General features: G+C 30.8%; 15 protein-coding genes. 8 read left to right on the top strand and 7 right to left on the bottom strand.

Translation table 11 applies throughout. The features are described from left to right. Window position 1: 1 nt before the first annotated feature. The 4 genes from carB to BQ4446_RS08330 form a co-directional block, all read right to left on the bottom strand. Complete coding sequence (gene carB / locus BQ4446_RS00865) at window positions 2–3,202, bottom strand: carbamoyl-phosphate synthase large subunit (RefSeq protein ID WP_071025808.1); 3,201 nt, start codon at window positions 3,200–3,202, stop codon at window positions 2–4. A 311-nt stretch (window positions 3,203–3,513) separates the two neighbouring features. Then, window positions 3,514–3,738, bottom strand: a complete 225-nt coding sequence (locus BQ4446_RS08775) for an integrase core domain-containing protein (RefSeq protein WP_335341267.1) — start codon at window positions 3,736–3,738, stop codon at window positions 3,514–3,516. 73 nt (window positions 3,739–3,811) lie between these two features. After that, on the bottom strand, window positions 3,812–4,168 hold the full coding sequence (locus BQ4446_RS08450) for a hypothetical protein (RefSeq protein ID WP_209019085.1): 357 nt from the start codon (window positions 4,166–4,168) through the stop codon (window positions 3,812–3,814). Then, entirely contained in the window at window positions 4,101–4,244 is a 144-nt protein-coding gene (locus tag BQ4446_RS08330) for a hypothetical protein (protein WP_167632527.1), read from the bottom strand. Before BQ4446_RS08330 ends, BQ4446_RS08450 begins: the two co-directional genes overlap by 68 nt. Window positions 4,245–4,443: 199 nt before the next feature. Here BQ4446_RS08330 and BQ4446_RS00855 point away from each other — a divergent pair, with 199 nt between their 5' ends. Genes BQ4446_RS00855 through BQ4446_RS00830 form a run of 6 tightly spaced genes read left to right on the top strand, consistent with a single transcriptional unit; the run spans window position 4,444 to window position 9,828 of the window. Then, entirely contained in the window at window positions 4,444–5,571 is a 1,128-nt protein-coding gene (locus BQ4446_RS00855; RefSeq protein ID WP_071025805.1) for a glycosyltransferase family 4 protein, read from the top strand. After that, a complete protein-coding gene (locus tag BQ4446_RS00850) occupies window positions 5,558–6,046 on the top strand; it encodes a DUF4330 domain-containing protein (RefSeq protein ID WP_071025802.1) in 489 nt (162 codons plus the stop codon). The genes BQ4446_RS00855 and BQ4446_RS00850 overlap by 14 nt, the downstream gene beginning before the upstream one ends. A 1-nt stretch (window position 6,047) precedes the next feature. Beyond that, window positions 6,048–6,587: a hypothetical protein gene (locus tag BQ4446_RS00845; protein ID WP_071025799.1), complete on the top strand. Its 540-nt coding sequence runs from the start codon at window positions 6,048–6,050 to the stop codon at window positions 6,585–6,587. After that, window positions 6,578–7,960: an O-antigen ligase family protein gene (locus tag BQ4446_RS00840; protein WP_071025797.1), complete on the top strand. Its 1,383-nt coding sequence runs from the start codon at window positions 6,578–6,580 to the stop codon at window positions 7,958–7,960. The genes BQ4446_RS00845 and BQ4446_RS00840 overlap by 10 nt, the downstream gene beginning before the upstream one ends. Next, entirely contained in the window at window positions 7,957–9,051 is a 1,095-nt protein-coding gene (gene csaB / locus BQ4446_RS00835; RefSeq protein WP_071025794.1) for a polysaccharide pyruvyl transferase CsaB, read from the top strand. The genes BQ4446_RS00840 and csaB overlap by 4 nt, the downstream gene beginning before the upstream one ends. Before the next feature lie 60 nt (window positions 9,052–9,111). Beyond that, window positions 9,112–9,828, top strand: coding sequence for a glutaredoxin family protein (locus BQ4446_RS00830; RefSeq protein WP_071025791.1), 717 nt, complete (start codon window positions 9,112–9,114; stop codon window positions 9,826–9,828). A 34-nt stretch (window positions 9,829–9,862) separates the two neighbouring features. Here the strand turns inward: BQ4446_RS00830 and nrdG are convergent, their stop codons facing one another. Together nrdG and nrdD are read right to left on the bottom strand one after the other, a co-directional pair. Continuing rightward, window positions 9,863–10,366, bottom strand: a complete 504-nt coding sequence (nrdG, locus tag BQ4446_RS00825; protein ID WP_071025786.1) for an anaerobic ribonucleoside-triphosphate reductase activating protein — start codon at window positions 10,364–10,366, stop codon at window positions 9,863–9,865. Beyond that, window positions 10,366–12,489 (bottom strand): anaerobic ribonucleoside-triphosphate reductase, encoded by a 2,124-nt coding sequence (gene nrdD / locus BQ4446_RS00820; RefSeq protein WP_071025784.1) that lies wholly within the window; start codon window positions 12,487–12,489, stop codon window positions 10,366–10,368. Before nrdD ends, nrdG begins: the two co-directional genes overlap by 1 nt. A gap of 209 nt (window positions 12,490–12,698) precedes the next feature. Between nrdD and BQ4446_RS00815 the strand changes: the two genes are divergently transcribed. Further along, entirely contained in the window at window positions 12,699–13,496 is a 798-nt protein-coding gene (locus BQ4446_RS00815; protein ID WP_071025782.1) for a thioredoxin domain-containing protein, read from the top strand. A gap of 100 nt (window positions 13,497–13,596) precedes the next feature. Further along, window positions 13,597–14,913 carry a branched-chain amino acid transport system II carrier protein gene (gene brnQ, locus BQ4446_RS00810; protein ID WP_071025779.1) on the top strand — a complete coding sequence of 439 codons (1,317 nt, stop codon included), beginning with the start codon at window positions 13,597–13,599 and terminating at the stop codon, window positions 14,911–14,913. A 34-nt stretch (window positions 14,914–14,947) separates the two neighbouring features. Here the strand turns inward: brnQ and BQ4446_RS00805 are convergent, their stop codons facing one another. After that, window positions 14,948–16,099, bottom strand: coding sequence for an aminotransferase class I/II-fold pyridoxal phosphate-dependent enzyme (locus BQ4446_RS00805; RefSeq protein ID WP_071025776.1), 1,152 nt, complete (start codon window positions 16,097–16,099; stop codon window positions 14,948–14,950). Between the last annotated feature and the right edge of the window lie 53 nt (window positions 16,100–16,152).

Raw genomic sequence — 16,152 nt, 5'->3', positions numbered from 1 at the left:
TTTAAGCAAGTTCTGAAAGTTCATATATATTCAATTTATTGCCTTCATAGCCTTTACTTTTAACTTTTATAAGGGCATCAATTGTGTCAAGGCTTGTGAAAATATCTATATTAAATTCTGTTGCCAGTCTTCTTATTTTAAAGCCGTCACGTTTTGAATCGCCTGCTCTTGTTGGCGTATTTACAATTAAATCTACTTCATTATTTTCTATTAAATCTAAAATATTTGGATGCGGCTCGCTTATCCTATTAACTTTTGTGCAGGATATATTATTTTCCTTTAAAAGTTTGTAAGTTCCTTCTGTTGCCGTAAAGCTATAGCCAAGTTTATCCATTTCTCTAGCAATTTCTAAAAATTCTTTTTTGTCATTGTCATTAATTGTGGCAAGAACTTTTTTGTCTTCTTCAAGCATATCTCTGCCGCTTGCTAAAAATCCTTTATATAGGGCTTCGGAAATATCTTTACCAATTCCCAAAACTTCTCCCGTTGATTTCATTTCAGGTCCAAGGGAAATTTCAACTCTTGCAAGTTTTGACATAGAAAATACAGGAACTTTAATGGCAAATAGTTTTGCTTCTTTATAAAGACCAGTTTCATATGGCATATCCTTTAATTTTTCTCCCATAATTACTCTTGTTGCTATGTCAATTATTGGTATTCCTGTTACCTTTGAAATATAGGGAACTGTCCTAGATGCTCTTGGATTTACTTCTATAATATAAAGGTCATCTTTATATTCTATAAATTGAATGTTTATCATGCCCAGGGCTTCAAGTCCCCTTGCAATTTTTTTGGTATAGTCTAAAATTTTATCTTTAATTTCATCTGATAAGTCAAGGGCGGGGTAGATGGAAATTGAATCTCCTGAATGGACTCCTGCTCTTTCAAGGTGTTCCATAATTCCAGGGATTAAAACATCTTCTCCATCACAAATTGCATCAATTTCAATTTCTCTTCCCAATAGATATTTGTCAATTAAAACGGGATTTTCTTTATCTCTTTTAAAGGCTGCATCTAAATATCTCTTTAATTGATTTTCGTCATGGGTGATTTCCATTCCTTGGCCCCCTAAAACATAGGACGGGCGAATTAAAAGGGGGTATTTTAATTTTTCTGCAAGTTCAAGGCCTTCGCCAACTTCCCAAACTGCACCGCCTTTTGGTCTATTAATTTTCAGGTCATTTAAAAGATCTTCAAATCTTTCTCTATCCTCTGCCCTATCAATATTATTAAAATCAGTGCCGAGGATTTTTATGCCCTTTTTATCCAAAAATTCTGCAAGTTTTATGGCTGTTTGTCCACCAAATTGTAAAATTACTCCATAGGGCTTTTCAATTTCTAAAATATTTAAAACATCTTCTTCTATAAGGGGCTCAAAATATAGCCTGTCTGAAATGTCAAAGTCAGTTGAAACTGTTTCAGGATTATTATTTATAATAATAGTTTTAACTTTTGAATTTTTAAGGGATTTAATAGCATGAACTGAAGCATAATCAAATTCTATTCCTTGACCTATCCTAATTGGTCCAGCTCCCAGAACTACAACTTTTTTTTCATCTGTAATTACTATATCTTCTGATTTTTTAAAGCTTGAATAGTAATATGATTTTTGAGCCTTAAAATATGATGTGTCAACTGCCACATAAGATGGTAAAATATTATATTTTTTTCTAAGTTCTCTAACTTGGTCTTCCCTCACGCCAAGGAAATTTGCAATGGCCTTGTCAGAAAAACCATGCTCTTTTATTTCTCTTAAATAGGAAGAATCTAAGTATTCTAATTTTTTATTCTTTAATTCCTCTTCCTTGTCCACAATCCATTTTATTTTTTCTATAAAATAGGGGACAATGCCAGTTATTTTTTCAACATCTTCAGATTTAAAACCACGTCTTAAAATTTCTCCAATGTCAAAAATTCTTTCATCATCAGCAAATTCAATTCTCTTTTTTAATTCTTCAAGACTTTTACCCTTAGAAAATTCATTTTCAAGGGAGTATTTTTTAATTTCAAGAGATCTTATGCCCTTTAATAGTGCTTCTTCAAAATTTGCACCAATTGCCATAACTTCGCCAGTTGCCATCATCTTTGTACCCAGTTTTCTCTTGGCAAATTTAAATTTATCAAAGGGCCATTTTGGAAATTTAAGGGCAACATAATTTGGGCTTGGAGCAAATCCTAAAAGGGATTTTCCATTTGGTCCCATAATTTCGTCAAGATTTAGGCCTGCTGCAATTTTTGTAGCAACTTTTGCAATTGGATATCCAGTCGCCTTTGATGCAAGGGCTGATGATCTTGAAACTCTAGGATTAATTTCAATTACATAATAATCATAAGTTTTAGGATTTAAGGCAAGCTGAACATTGCAAGCTCCCTCAACACCAACTTCGTTTACAATTTCAATGGAAGCTCTTTTTAATTTATCCACAATTTCTTTTTTTAGACTTTGGCAAGGAGCAACAACAATTGAATCGCCAGTATGAACTCCAACAGGGTCTATATTTTCCATATCACAAACGATTAGAGAATTTCCTTTGGCATCTCTTATTACTTCAAATTCAATTTCCATATAACCCTTAATGGATTTTTCTAAAAGGACTTGGGAAACGGGAGAAAGGGCAATACCATGTTTTAAAATCTCTTCTAATTCTTCTTCGTTATTGGCGAAACCGCCGCCAGTTCCTCCTAGGGTGTAGGCAGGTCTAACAACAAGAGGAAAACCAATTTTTTTAGCCATTTTTATCCCATCTTCAAAATTATTTACAATTTCAGATTCAACAAGAGGCTGATTTATTTTTTTCATTGTCTTTCTAAATTCATCTCTGTCCTCACCCTTTTTTATGGCATCAATTCCCGTACCTATAACTTCAACATTATATTTTTCCAAAATTCCCTTATCGTGAAGCTCCATTGCCATATTTAGACCTGTTTGTCCGCCCATGGCTGCTAAAATTGAGTCAGGTTTTTCCCTTTGGATAATTTTTTCAATGAAATCTATATTTATGGGTTCAATATAAATTTTGTCGGCCATTTCCTTATCAGTCATAATTGTTGCGGGGTTTGAATTTATTAAAACTGTTTCAATCCCTTCGCTTCTTAAAGCTTCAAGAGCCTGGCTTCCTGAATAATCAAATTCTGCTGCCTGACCGATAACAATTGGTCCTGAACCTATAACTAAAGTTTTCTTAATAGATTTTTTTGGCATATTGTCCTCCCTTAAATTTGCCTAAAAAAAAATCATGAACCAAGGGTCATGATTTTTTTGTCCAACTCTTGGACTGATTTTTTACTTATAAATTTATCCTATATATTAAAACATTAATTTAAAAATAATGCAAGTTTTTTATAGAATTTTTTTAAATTTTTTTCTTAACTGTCAAGACATATGTTATACTTATAGTACTTTTATACAATTCTTTCAAAAGCCTAATTGTTTATTAAAAAGGAAACGAATGATTGTTAAGGGCTTTAGGGCGAAGCGTACCTTAACATTAATGAATTTCCTCTTTATAATTTTTAAAGCTTTTGAAGATAGTATTCTTCTATTTTTTCATTTGGACTTTTAAAATTCAATACATATTTTGCTGTATTATTGTATATTTCTTCATGATATTTTATTTTTGTTTCTAATTCTTTCTCGCTTCTAAAGAATAGTCTTGTATATATTATCTTTCTGTCTTCTCTGTGGCTTCTTTCTACTTTGCCATTTTGCCATGGTGAATATGGTCTAGTCCTTTTTATTTCTATACCTTGCTTTTCTGCTATTTTTTGAAATATGCTTTTTTTATTTGTTTTATCTTTATTATTTACAAATTCATATCCATTTATCTACTTGTATTGTCTTTATTTTAAAGCCCATTTCTGTTTCAGGTGTTTCTAAAAATTTGCCTGTTTCATAACTGCTTTTTTCTTTTACTATTTTTAATATCCTTTTTCTGCTGTATTCATCAATGGCGGTTATTTGATAATATCTATTACAACACGTAGGGAATTTTATAAATTCTTTCGGAAGGTATTTTATGTTTGCTTGAACTTTATCTCCTGGATATTTTCCGCCCATACCAAAGTATTTAGTATAACTTTTAGCTCTTTTTTCCGGTTTCTTAAATCCATTTTTTCGTATTTGACTGTCTATACACAAATTGTCGGTTAGTGTGATATCTTCTTGCAACTTTTGTAACTCCATTTTTTAATGCGTATTCACATAATTTTTGACGGAATATCATTTCTTCTGTCATTATATTCATAGAGAGGTCTCCTTTTAATACTTTTTTCGTTTATCTTATTGTATCAAAAGTACCTTTCTTTTTTTATTTAATCTGTAACATATGTCTTAACACATAACAATATTTATATTTATTTATAATATTTAATAGATTTTAGGCAAGAAAATTTACTACAAATATAAGCCGATTTGTTATATACTTATAAAGTAAGGAGGCAGATATGATTAAAGTTCTCCATTTAATTAGTGGTGGGGATACAGGCGGAGCAAAAACCCATATATTTTCTTTAATGAAAGGACTTAAGGGTCTTGTTGACGCTAGGATTATTTGTTTTATAAAGGATTCTTTTTATGAAGAAGCAGTAGAAAAAGGATTTTCTATAAAAGTATTTCCCCAAAAAAAACGCAGCGATATGTCTGTTGTTAAAAAATTAAGAGATGAAATTAAAAAAGAAAATTTTTCAATAATTCACGCCCATGGAGCAAGGGCCAATTTTATTTGTATGTTTTTAAAAAAATATGTAGATATTCCCTTTGTTACGACTGTGCATTCAGATTATAAATTAGATTTTAAGGATAATTTTTACAAGAATTTAATTTTTACAAATTTAAATAAAATTGCTTTAAAATCCTTTGACTATTATATAACTGTTTCCGATTCCTTTAAGGATATGCTTAAGGATAGGGGTTTTAAAAAAGACAAGATTTTTGTACTCTATAATGGCATTGACAATGAAAATATCCCGTATTATGTTTCTAAGGATGAATTTTTAAATAGATATAAGATAGATTATAATGGGGAATTTATTGTTGGAATTGCAGCCAGACTTGATAAGGTTAAGGATCTTACAACTTTTATTAGAGGAGCTAGGGAAGTTTTAAAGGAAAATACTGATGTTATTTTCTTAATTGCTGGTGAAGGCGAGGAGCTTTCCCATCTTCAAAAGGAAGCCGAGTCATTTAAAAATAATATTTTTTTCCTTGGCTTTGTTAATGATAATTACTCCTTTTTTAATGCCCTTGACTTAAACGTTTTAACCAGCATTTCAGAATCTTTTCCTTATGTAATTTTAGAGGCTTCCACCATGAACCTTACAAGTGTTGCAACAGATGTTGGAGGAATTGACAAAATTATTTTTGATGACGAAACAGGTTATAAAATCAAGGTTTCAGACTACACGGCACTAAAGGGAAAAATCCTATATCTCTATAATAATAGGGATAAGTTAGAAAAATTAGGCGAAAATATTCATGCTTATGTAAATAAAAATTTCTCCTATAAATCAATGGGAGAAACTCAATTTGAAATTTATAAAAATATATTGGAGGAAGAAAATGAAATTAATTGACAAGAAGGGTAAAATATTTGGACTTATAAACATTATAGATTTTTTTGTAATTCTTTTAATTGCCCTTGCCATAGTTTTTGGGGCAAAAAGACTTTCAAAAACGCCAAGTGCATCTAATGCTCAAACAAAAAAGGGCATAGTTTATATGGATATTATAGAAGTAAAAATGGCAACAGTTTCTAAGGTAAAAGAGGGAGATCCTCTTTATGATTATGACAAAGGCACCTATCTTGGGAAAATAAAATCTGTTTCCTATGAACCCTACAAGGAAGAAGTTGAATATCAAGGAAAATTTGTCCTTGCAGAAGTGCCGGAAAAATTTGTTGTCCATGTGGAAATGGAATGTGATATAAAAGAAACTGAAGAATTTTATCAAGTTGGGTCTGAACAAATGAGAGTTGGTTATCAAGAAAGAGTAAAAAATAAAAATATTGCAACCTTTGCAACAATAATGGACGTTAAAGTTGAGGGATAAAATGTATAATTCTTTAAGTGTCAGAGTATCTGTAAAGTTAGCTGACAAATTTAAGGACTATTATAAATTTTCAAAAACTGGAAAGATTTTGGAAAAATTAAATTTTTTCAGCAAATATAAGGACGAAAGTTTTTTTTACAGATTTTTTAATTCCAAGAAGAGTATTTTCAAAAATTCTATTGCCTATAAAATCTATAGGGGTATTTTTAATCTCTTAAATGCCCTCGCTTCTTATTTAGCAAAGATTTTAAGAAAGACTTTGGAAAATTCTATTTCTTTTGGATCTGTAATTAATATTACAGGTGATTTTGATAGGATTTGTGGTTTTATCTTTACTCTAGCCCTTTATACAAGTATAGCTTCTTGTCTAATAGGTTTTTTTAAGGGATATTCCATCAAATTAAATATTTTTATTATGGTTATTTCCATTTTTTGTCTACTTTTCAAAGGCTCTTATGGGAAAATTTTAAGGGATTCAAAGGTCATTTCCTTTGTAAAAGACTTTTTTCTTTTAGATAAGGAGGAAGAAGAATGGTGGTAAAATCAAATAAAAGCCTTTTCGGCATATTTTTAATTTTAATTCTAGCCCTATCCTATGCCTTTTTGTCTACAAAATTATTTTTAGGTCTTTCTATTTTGCTTATAGGGGGATTTTTTGTTCTCTATGATATAAAAATAGGCCTTTGCGGTCTTGCACTTGCCTATCCCTTTTTGCCTGATATGGTAAATCTTTTGGCCTTTTTGGTCCTTGGTTTTTTAATATTTGTTAGAAAAATAATTTATGATAAGGAAGACTTCAAGGTCACAAAATTTGGCCTTCCCCTATTTTTATTTTTTATTTATAGTTTAATAAATACACTCACATCAGTAAACATTATGGGGTCAATTAGGGATTTGGCCCTAAATACGGCAGGGCTTTTCTTTGTCTTTGCAATGGTAAATTCTTTAGAAAAAAAAGAAGATTTAAATGTTTTTGTTTCTCTTCTTTTAGTGGGAGCTTTACTTGCTGGTCTTGTGGGCATAAGACAAATTTTTACTGGCGTAACTATGAGACCTGAATGGACAGATGTAGAAAATTCACAAAATATTGCCGTTAGAGTTTATAGTGTATTTACAAATCCAAATATTTTTGCAGAATATTTAGTTCTAATGATTCCTTTAGGGGTTGGACTTATGTGGCAAACGAAAAATATGAAGAAAAAATTTGCCTTTTTATTTGCCCTAGGAGTTTTATTTCTTGCCCTCCTAATGACAATGTCAAGGGGAGGCTGGCTAGGAATTTTTTGTGCAGCACTTGTATTTATTTTAGTTGTTGACAAAAGACTTTTGCTTTTGGGCATCCCAGCTTTCATATTACTCATATTGTTTTTGCCAGATTCTATTTTAAATAGGTTTTTATCTATTGGTTCAAGTGTTGACTCATCAATTTTATATAGACTAAAAATGTATGGCATAACTTTTCAGGTCATAAGAGATAATTTTATTAATGGAGTTGGCTTTGGATATATTCCCTTTAAACAAACTTTTGAAAGCTATATAAGGACAATGCCCATTTATCATGCTCATAATACATTTTTGGAAATTTTTGCTGAAGGTGGACTTATTGGCATAACAATTTTTCTTGGGCTAGTTATAAGCCTAATAAAAAATGCCTATGCCTATCTTTGCAAGAGTTCTGATAAGTATATTAAATATTTAGGAGCAGGAGCCTTGGCATCAATTTTTGGTATCCTTGCCAACGGTATGACTGAACATATTTTATATATGCCGAGAATTATATTTTCCTTTTGGATTCTTGTCGGCATAATTTTAAGCTTAATAAGAATTGAGATAAAAAATGGAGGGGAAGTTTCTAATGATATTTTAAGAAAAGAAACTATTATACCCTTAAGAGAGAATGATGAAAGCATATGAAAAAAATACTTCTTTCAGGATATTTTGGCTTTGATAATTCAGGCGATGATGCAATATTAAAGGCAATGGTAGAAGATTTTAAAAAATTAAATAGGGATATAGAAATTAGAGTCCTTTCAAAAAATCCTCATAAGACACAAAAGACTTATGAAGTTTTGGCATCAGATAGATTTAATTTTTTTAATGTCTTAGGAGAAATAAAAAATACCGACCTTTTCATTTCGGGAGGGGGTTCTCTTTTGCAGGACATAACTTCCACAAGATCCCTTCTATATTATTTATTTTTAATTTTCACAGCAAAATTTTTTGGTAAAAAAGTCTATGTCTATGCCAATGGTATTGGACCCATAGATAGACCCTTTAATAGATTTTTGACAAAAAAAGCCCTTGAAGGAGCAGGATTTATTACATTGCGGGACCAAAATTCCTATAATTTTGTAAAAAAGTTGGGCCTAAAAAATAAAAATATAAAAGTTACAGCAGATCCAGTTTTTACTTTGGAATCAATTAGCGAAGATGAAACTTTAAAAATTTTTGCAGATGAGGGAATCGAAATTAATAATAAAACCATAGGCATTTGTGTAAGGGAATGGAAAAAAGCCCCTGATTTAAAGGAAAAACTTGCAAGAGTTTGCGATACCCTTGTCCTTATGGGCTATGATGTTTTGCTTGTTCCCTTTCATCTTCCAAAAGACCATATTTATTCCATGGACCTAATAAATCTTTGCCTTAATCATGATCACATAAAAATGGTTACAAAAACTTATAGTGCAAGGCAGCTTATGGGAATTTTTAAAAAATTAAAGTTAATCCTTGCAATGAGGCTTCACTCTATTATCTATGCATCAGTTTCAAATCTTCCCATAGTTGGTCTTATCTATGATCCGAAAGTAACGGCAATGATAGAGCAGCTGGAAATTAAAGAATATATTGACGTAGAAAATTTTAAGGAAGAAGAACTTCTGGAAAAAGTAAAATCTGCCCTTTTGAATTTAGGTGAGAGAAAAAAGGAACTCTATAAAAATACAGAAAACATAAAGGAAAAATCTAAGGAAAATATTGAAATAGCCATAAAACTTTTGGAGAAATAATCTGACTATCTTAAAATAATTTAATATGTTAAAATATAAAAAAAGATAGAGGAGGATCTTATGAAAAAATTTATTTTTATTTTCGTGTTTATGCTTTTAATGCCTGTTTTTGGTCAAGAAGCAAAAGAAGTAAAAGAAAAAATTTATCTCAATGGTGAAGAGCAGAATATTATTTCTTATGAAATTAATGGAGAAAATTATTTAAGACTTCGTGACTTAGCCTTTACTTTAAAGGATTCAAATGCAAAATTTTCCATTGATTTTGACGAAAAAGAAGGAAAGATTATAGTAAAAACAGGAAAAGATTATGACGGAGAAGCTTTAGAAGCCCCAAAGGAAAATTTGGATGCCAAGGAAAATAAAATGCCAATTTTAGTTGACAACAGAGCTACAGACATTAAATCTTATAAAATTAATGGTTATTCTTATTACAAATTAAAGGATTTAGGGGAAGCCTTATATTTTGATGTAATTGAAAGAGATGGAGAAAAGACATTTGAAATAGTTCCAAAAGTTTATGATGGAAAGGCACTTAAGGAAAAGTATTTAAATTCTGATAAAATCGTAGTATTTGGTAGAGACACCTGTCCAGACTGTGCTGAGTTAAAAGAGTATTTAAAAGAAAATAATATTGACTATATCTATAAGTCAACAGATGATAAGGAAGATAGGAAAGAATGTCTTGCCATTGGATTTGAAACAGTTCCCCAAACTTTTATAAAGGGAAAAATTGTTTCTGGCTTTGATGCTGAAGAACTTGACAAACTCATTAAGTAAAAAAATAAAACCCGATCATAGCGATCGGGCTTTTTTAATTCATAAATTCATCTATGGTAATTACTTTATTATTTTCCCTTGATTTTTTTATATCTATTATTCTTTGATTAGATGAGCCTCTAAATTTTAGTCTTAAATCCTTTAAATCATTTATAAAGAGGCCGTCAACTAAAACATCACAAAGTTCTACTAATCTTTTTTTTAGGGGGTCAGCATAAATCTGTTCATAGCTATAACCTGAATAAATCCAAATACTTTTTGAGGATTTTTCTCTAATTTTTTCTACAATGTCAATAAGATCTTTTGTGTTTTGAAAGGGCTCCCCGCCAAGAATTGTAAGACCATTAATCTCATCTAATTTTAAATAGTCTATTATTAAATTTGTTTCCTTGTCTGTCCAAATATTTCCATAGGAAAAGTCTTGATATTCTTCGTTAAAACAAAAAGGACATTTATGCCTGCAGCCTGTTACAAAAAAACTGGTTCTTATGCCGGGGCCATTTGCCACATCATATTTTCTTATTTGACCGTATCTCATTATATATGAAGAACTCTATCCTTTATTTCTTTAGTTCTGCCTTCGTTCCAGAAGTTTTCACCAAGGTATCCGCAGGTTCTTCTTACAACAGTTAGTGTGGCACGGTCTGTGTTATGGCATTGGGGGCATTCCCATTTGCCTTCTTCATTAACTTTTATTTCTCCATCAAAACCACATTCTGCACAGTAATCAGATTTTGTATTAAATTCTGCGTATTGAATGTTGTCATAAATAAATCTAACAATTGTTTCAAGGGCTTCTAAATTGTGTTCCATGTTTGGAATTTCTACATAGGAAATGCAGCCGCCTGAAGATCTGTCTTGGAATTTTGATTCAAAGTTAAATTTTTCAAAAGCTGAAATTTCTTCACGCACATCAACGTGGAAAGAATTTGTATAATATCCCTTGTCTGTTACATTTTCAATAATGCCGAATCTTTTTCTGTCAATTGAATTAAATCTGTGAGTTAAAGATTCTGCAGGTGTTGCATAAAGAGTAAATTTAATGCCATATTCTTTTGTCCACTTTTGAACAGCTTCGTTTAATTTATCCATAATCTTCATGGCAAATTCATAGCCCTTAGAATCTGTGTGGCTAACGCCCTTTGTCAAATAAGTAGCTTCATAAATACCAATGTAGCCCATGGAAACTGTTGAATATCCATTTAATAGTAGGGGTGCAATGCTTTCGTGTTTTTTAAGTCTTGCAATGGCACCATGTTGCCAATGAATTGGGGATGAATCACTTGTTACTTTTTTAAGGTGTTCATATCTAATTAGGCCAACTCTTTTTACAAGATCAAGTCTTTTTTCTAGGATTTCAAAAAAATTATTTTCATCTCCTGCTGCTAAAATTCCAATTTGTGGAAGATTTATTGTACAGGCTCCCATATTGAAACGGCCTTCAAATTTGTATTTGCCATTTTCGTCTTTATAGGGAGGAAGAAAAGCTCTACAGCCCATTGGAGAAAATACGTTGCCTTCATAATTATCTTTCATTTTTTTAGCAGAAATATAATCAGGATACATTCTCTTTGCTGTGCAACGAATTGCAAGGCTTGTTAAATAATAATATTTTGAATCACGTCTAACATTATTTTCATCTAAAACATAAATTAATTTTGGGAAAGCAGGTGTAACATAAACGCCAGCATCATTTTTAATTCCCTTAATTCTTTGTTTTAAAATTTCTTCAATGATTAGGGCAACTTCGTCAACATATTCATCATTATCTTCTAGATACATAAATAAAGTTACAAAAGGAGCTTGTCCATTTGATGTCATTAGGGTATTTATTTGATATTGAATAGTTTGGATGCCGCTTTCTAAATCCTTTTGAGTCATTTTTTTTGCCATCTTTTCAGCTTCTTGAATATCGCCTAAAGTTTCTAGGGCAAGATTTAAATTTTTATCGTAGGAACGTCTTAAATATTTTCCAAGGCAGGAAACATTTATAGATTGTCCTCCATATTGGTTAGATGCAATTTGGGCAATAATTTGGGTCATAACATTGCAGGCAACTTGGAAGGATTTTGGGGTTTCAATCATCTTTCCATTAACTACTGTTCCATTGTCAAGCATATCTTTCATATTAACTAGGCAGCAGTTAAAAATTGGCTGAATAATATAATCCATATCATGAATATGAATTGCTCCTGAATCATGAGCCTCTACTAAATCTAGGGGGATCATTTTTCTTTTGGCAATATCCTTTGAAACTTCTCCGGCAATTAGATCTCTTTGAGTTGATGCAATAATTGGATTTTTATTGGAATTTTCATCCATAACATCAACATTTGTTTCATTTAATAGTCCTAAAATTTCCTTGTCTGTTGTATTTTGTTCTCTCTTATATTGTTGAACTGATTTATATGATTCATATGATCTTGCAGTTGCAGGATTGTTGTAAGCTATTAATTTGTAATAAACTTCACTTTCTATGTCATAAATGGAAAGTGGAACTTCCTTAGTATTTGCATAATCTTCGATTTCCTTTGCGATTTTTTCTGCTTGGTCCTCTACAAAAACGCCCGTTGTAGAATTCATTGCTTTTTCAATGGCTACTGTAATTTTTTCTCTATCGAACTCTACTTCACGTCCGTCCCTTTTAATACACTTAAGCATACTGTCCTCCTTATCTTTTTTCTATTTGTGGTATATTTTTTATTTATTCGCACAATAATTATACTACATATTGTGGCAACTTAAAACAGTCAATTCAAGATATGGTATAAATTTTACATAAAGTAATTATTTTCTCTCTAATAGTTTTAGAATGATTTCAAAATAAAAAGGACTTTTGATATAATTAAAAATAATAAAGGCGGTGAATTATGAAATTATTAATTTTTAGTGATGCTTTAGATCCATGGAGCTGGGGTTTAGAAGGAATTTTAAGGGCAATAGATTTTACATACGAAAATTTTTCTTATGAATTTATTATGACTGGGTTAATCAATAATTATGAAGAATTTTTACCCCAAAATTTTTCCCAGCTTAATTCTGTTGAGCTTGGCAACAAAATTTTATTTGATATGTATAAGGCCTCAAGCACAATTACAAGATTTCCTCATTTTGAAAAAATCCCCCATCTTTTTACTGAGGAGTATAAGTCTTCCTTTCCCCTTGACAAATATTATGTTACGGTTCGTGAATCTTTCTATGAAAAATCAAATTTATATATGAGAAAGTTAAAAGAGTATGCAATTTTAAGGGACAAAAATATTTTTTTAATGGAAGTTCAAAGGGAAATTTTAAAAGAACTTGATATTGATTTTGATGACTTTATTGGTGAATATGAATTTATTGATGAAATATTTTTGGAAGATAGGATGAAGTCTTTTGACTATAGGGTAAAGATGCCACCAGCATTTTTAGTAGATGGAAATAAAAGGCTTTTAAAAAATTTTCAAACCTATGAAAAGTTATGCGAATTTTTAGAAGGGGAAGGATATTTAAAGAAAAAAGATCTTAAAGAGGGAAAAGAACTATTATTTATAAAATCCTATCCAAATGTTCTTGAAAGCGAATTTTTAATTTTATTTAAGGGAGAAGACCTTGAAAGATTAATTTCTAATGGAAAAGTTGCTAGAGAAAAAATAGGAAATGGAAATATTTTAAAAATTTTATAATAAAACCAAACTGCATATAAAAAATTGCAGCTTTTTTTAAAAAATTTTTCGCTTTAAATTATGATTTTACTAAAATTTATTGTATAATATTATTAATTTTATGTTAGGGGTGGTTAAAATTAGTAGAAAGAGTAAAGATATTATAACAATGGGTTTTGCCCTATTTGCCATATTTTTTGGGGCGGGCAATTTAATATTTCCACCCTATTTAGGCGTAGTTTCAGGTTCAAATTATTTAAAAGCCATGGGCGGATTTTTATTAACTGACCCAGTTTTGCCAGTTTTGGGAGTAATAGTAACGGCATCACTTGGTGGCAGAGCAGAAGATCTTGGTAAAAGAGTATCGCCAAATTTTTCTAAAATTTTAAGTGCCATAGCAATTTTAGCTATTGGCCCATTTTTTGCGGTTCCAAGAACTGCGGCCACAACTCATGACATTGCAGTTAGTCAAATATTTCCAAGCCTTCCGCTTTGGGTGACATCAACTTTATTTTTTGTAGTTACAATTATTTTTTGCCTAAATGAATCTAATGTAGTTTCTTATATTGGAAATCTTTTAACGCCTTCACTTTTAATTGTTTTGGCCCTAATTATTATAAAATGTATAATTCATCCAATTGGACCTGTAAAAGTAATTGCCGATGAAAATTTCTTCTTGAGAGGATTTACTGAAGGCTATCAAACAATGGATGCTCTTGGGGCTGCTCTCATGGCGGGAATTGTAAAAACTGATGTTTTAAGGAGAGGCTACAAAGATCCAAAAGAACAGCTAAATATTATGGTGAAAGTTGGAATTGTATGCTTCATTTTACTTGCTTTTGTCTATGGAGGCCTAACTTATATTGGTGCAACTGCATCAGGTATGTATACAGCAGACACAGAAAGAGTTACGGTCCTTTTAGGAACAGTTGCAAGTTTATTTGGAGAAATTGGAAAAATTGTAATTGGCATTGGAGTTTCACTTGCCTGTCTCACAACTTCTGTTGGTTTAACGGCAACTTGTGGAAATTTTTTTGAATCCGTTTCAAATGGAAAATTAAAATATAAATATGTAGTTTTGGCATCAGCTGGAGTTTCGGTAATTTTATCCCTACTTGGAGTTGAAGGATTAATAAGCCTTGCCGTTCCTATTTTATTGACAATTTATCCGGTAATAATTGTTTTAATAATAATGAGTATTTTTGACAAGCAAATAAAATATTCAGAAACCTATGTTGGAGGAGTTGTGGGAGCCTTTATCCCATCTTTAATTCAGTCCTTAAATATGTCCTTTAATATTTTAGAGGGCCCAGCAAATTTTGTAACATCTCTTCCTTTAAAATCCTATGGATTTGAATGGCTTATTCCTGTAATTATTAGCACAAGCTTATTCACAATTTATGGAATGGTGAAGAATAAAAAGACTATAGCAAATTAAAAAAAGTGGAGAGTCTAAGCTCTCCATTATTTTTTTATCTAAAGATATCAATTTTTTCAATTCTATTAAAGGCTTCATTTATTTTATCTTCATTAACATTAACTGCAATTCTTATATGATCTTCTCCACCAGGACCGAAAACTTTTCCGTTAATTACATTTACATGGGCCTCTTTTATTAATTTATCAATAATTTCTTCTATTGTAAGACCCTTAACCCTAATTTTGGGAAAAATATAAAAAGATCCACTAGCTTTCATAACTTCAACATTTTTTAAATTTGTAAGTCTTTGGTAGGCAAGAAGAATCCTATTTTTATATTCTTCAAAATAGGGAGGGCAAATTTTCTTTCTATTTTTTAGGGCATAGATGCCGCCAATTTGTATAAAGGCTGGAAGGCAGTATACAATTGATTCATGTATATAATTTAGGGTTCTTATAATTTTTTCAGGTCCGATGATAGCCCCAAGTCTAAATCCAGTCATTAAAAAATCCTTGGAAAAAGAATTTATGGCAATAACATTTTCAATATTTTTGTCAAATTTAATCATAGGAGAAAATTTTTCTTCATAGGAATAGAGGGTGTAAATATCATCGCAGATTATAAGTATGTCCCTTTCTCTTGCAAGTTCATAAATTTTTCTTAAAAGTTCTTGCGAATATGAAGTTCCTGTTGGGTTATTTGGAGTATTTATAATTAAAGCCTTAGTATTTTTATTGATTAATTTTTCCAGCTCATAGATATTTATTTGAAAGTCATCTTCAAATTTTGTTTCAAGAAAACGAGCCTTTCCATGTGCAAGATTTATGGCATCTAAATAGGGCGAAAAATATGGGCTTGGCACAATAACTTCTTCCCCTGGATTTATAACAGACCTTAAAATTAAAAACATAGCCTCAGAACCTGAAAAGCTGGCACAAATATTTTTCAGGTCTAAATCAATTTCATATTCTTCCTTATAAAAATCTATAAAAGATTTTCTAAATTCTTCAAGTCCATAAGAAGAATTATAGTGAGTGAAGCCATCTCTTGCGGCTTCAAAAGTTTTTTCTATAATTTTTTCGTGGCAAGATAAATCTGGGTCGCCAATTCCAAAATCAATTAAATCATTATATATAGATGAATAGTCTTTTGAAAAGACTAGGCCAGGTAATTTTTTAAATTCATTTCCAATAAAATCTCTCATGTCATCCTCCTTTTTTTATTTTAACATATTTTCAATTTTCAAAGAACATAAGA

The organism is Peptoniphilus raoultii (assembly GCF_900099555.1).
GTDB classification, from domain to species: Bacteria; Bacillota; Clostridia; order Tissierellales; family Peptoniphilaceae; genus Peptoniphilus_A; species Peptoniphilus_A raoultii.
Note: the sequence above shows the minus strand (reverse complement) of the source record. Positions and strands in the feature narration are given on the sequence as shown.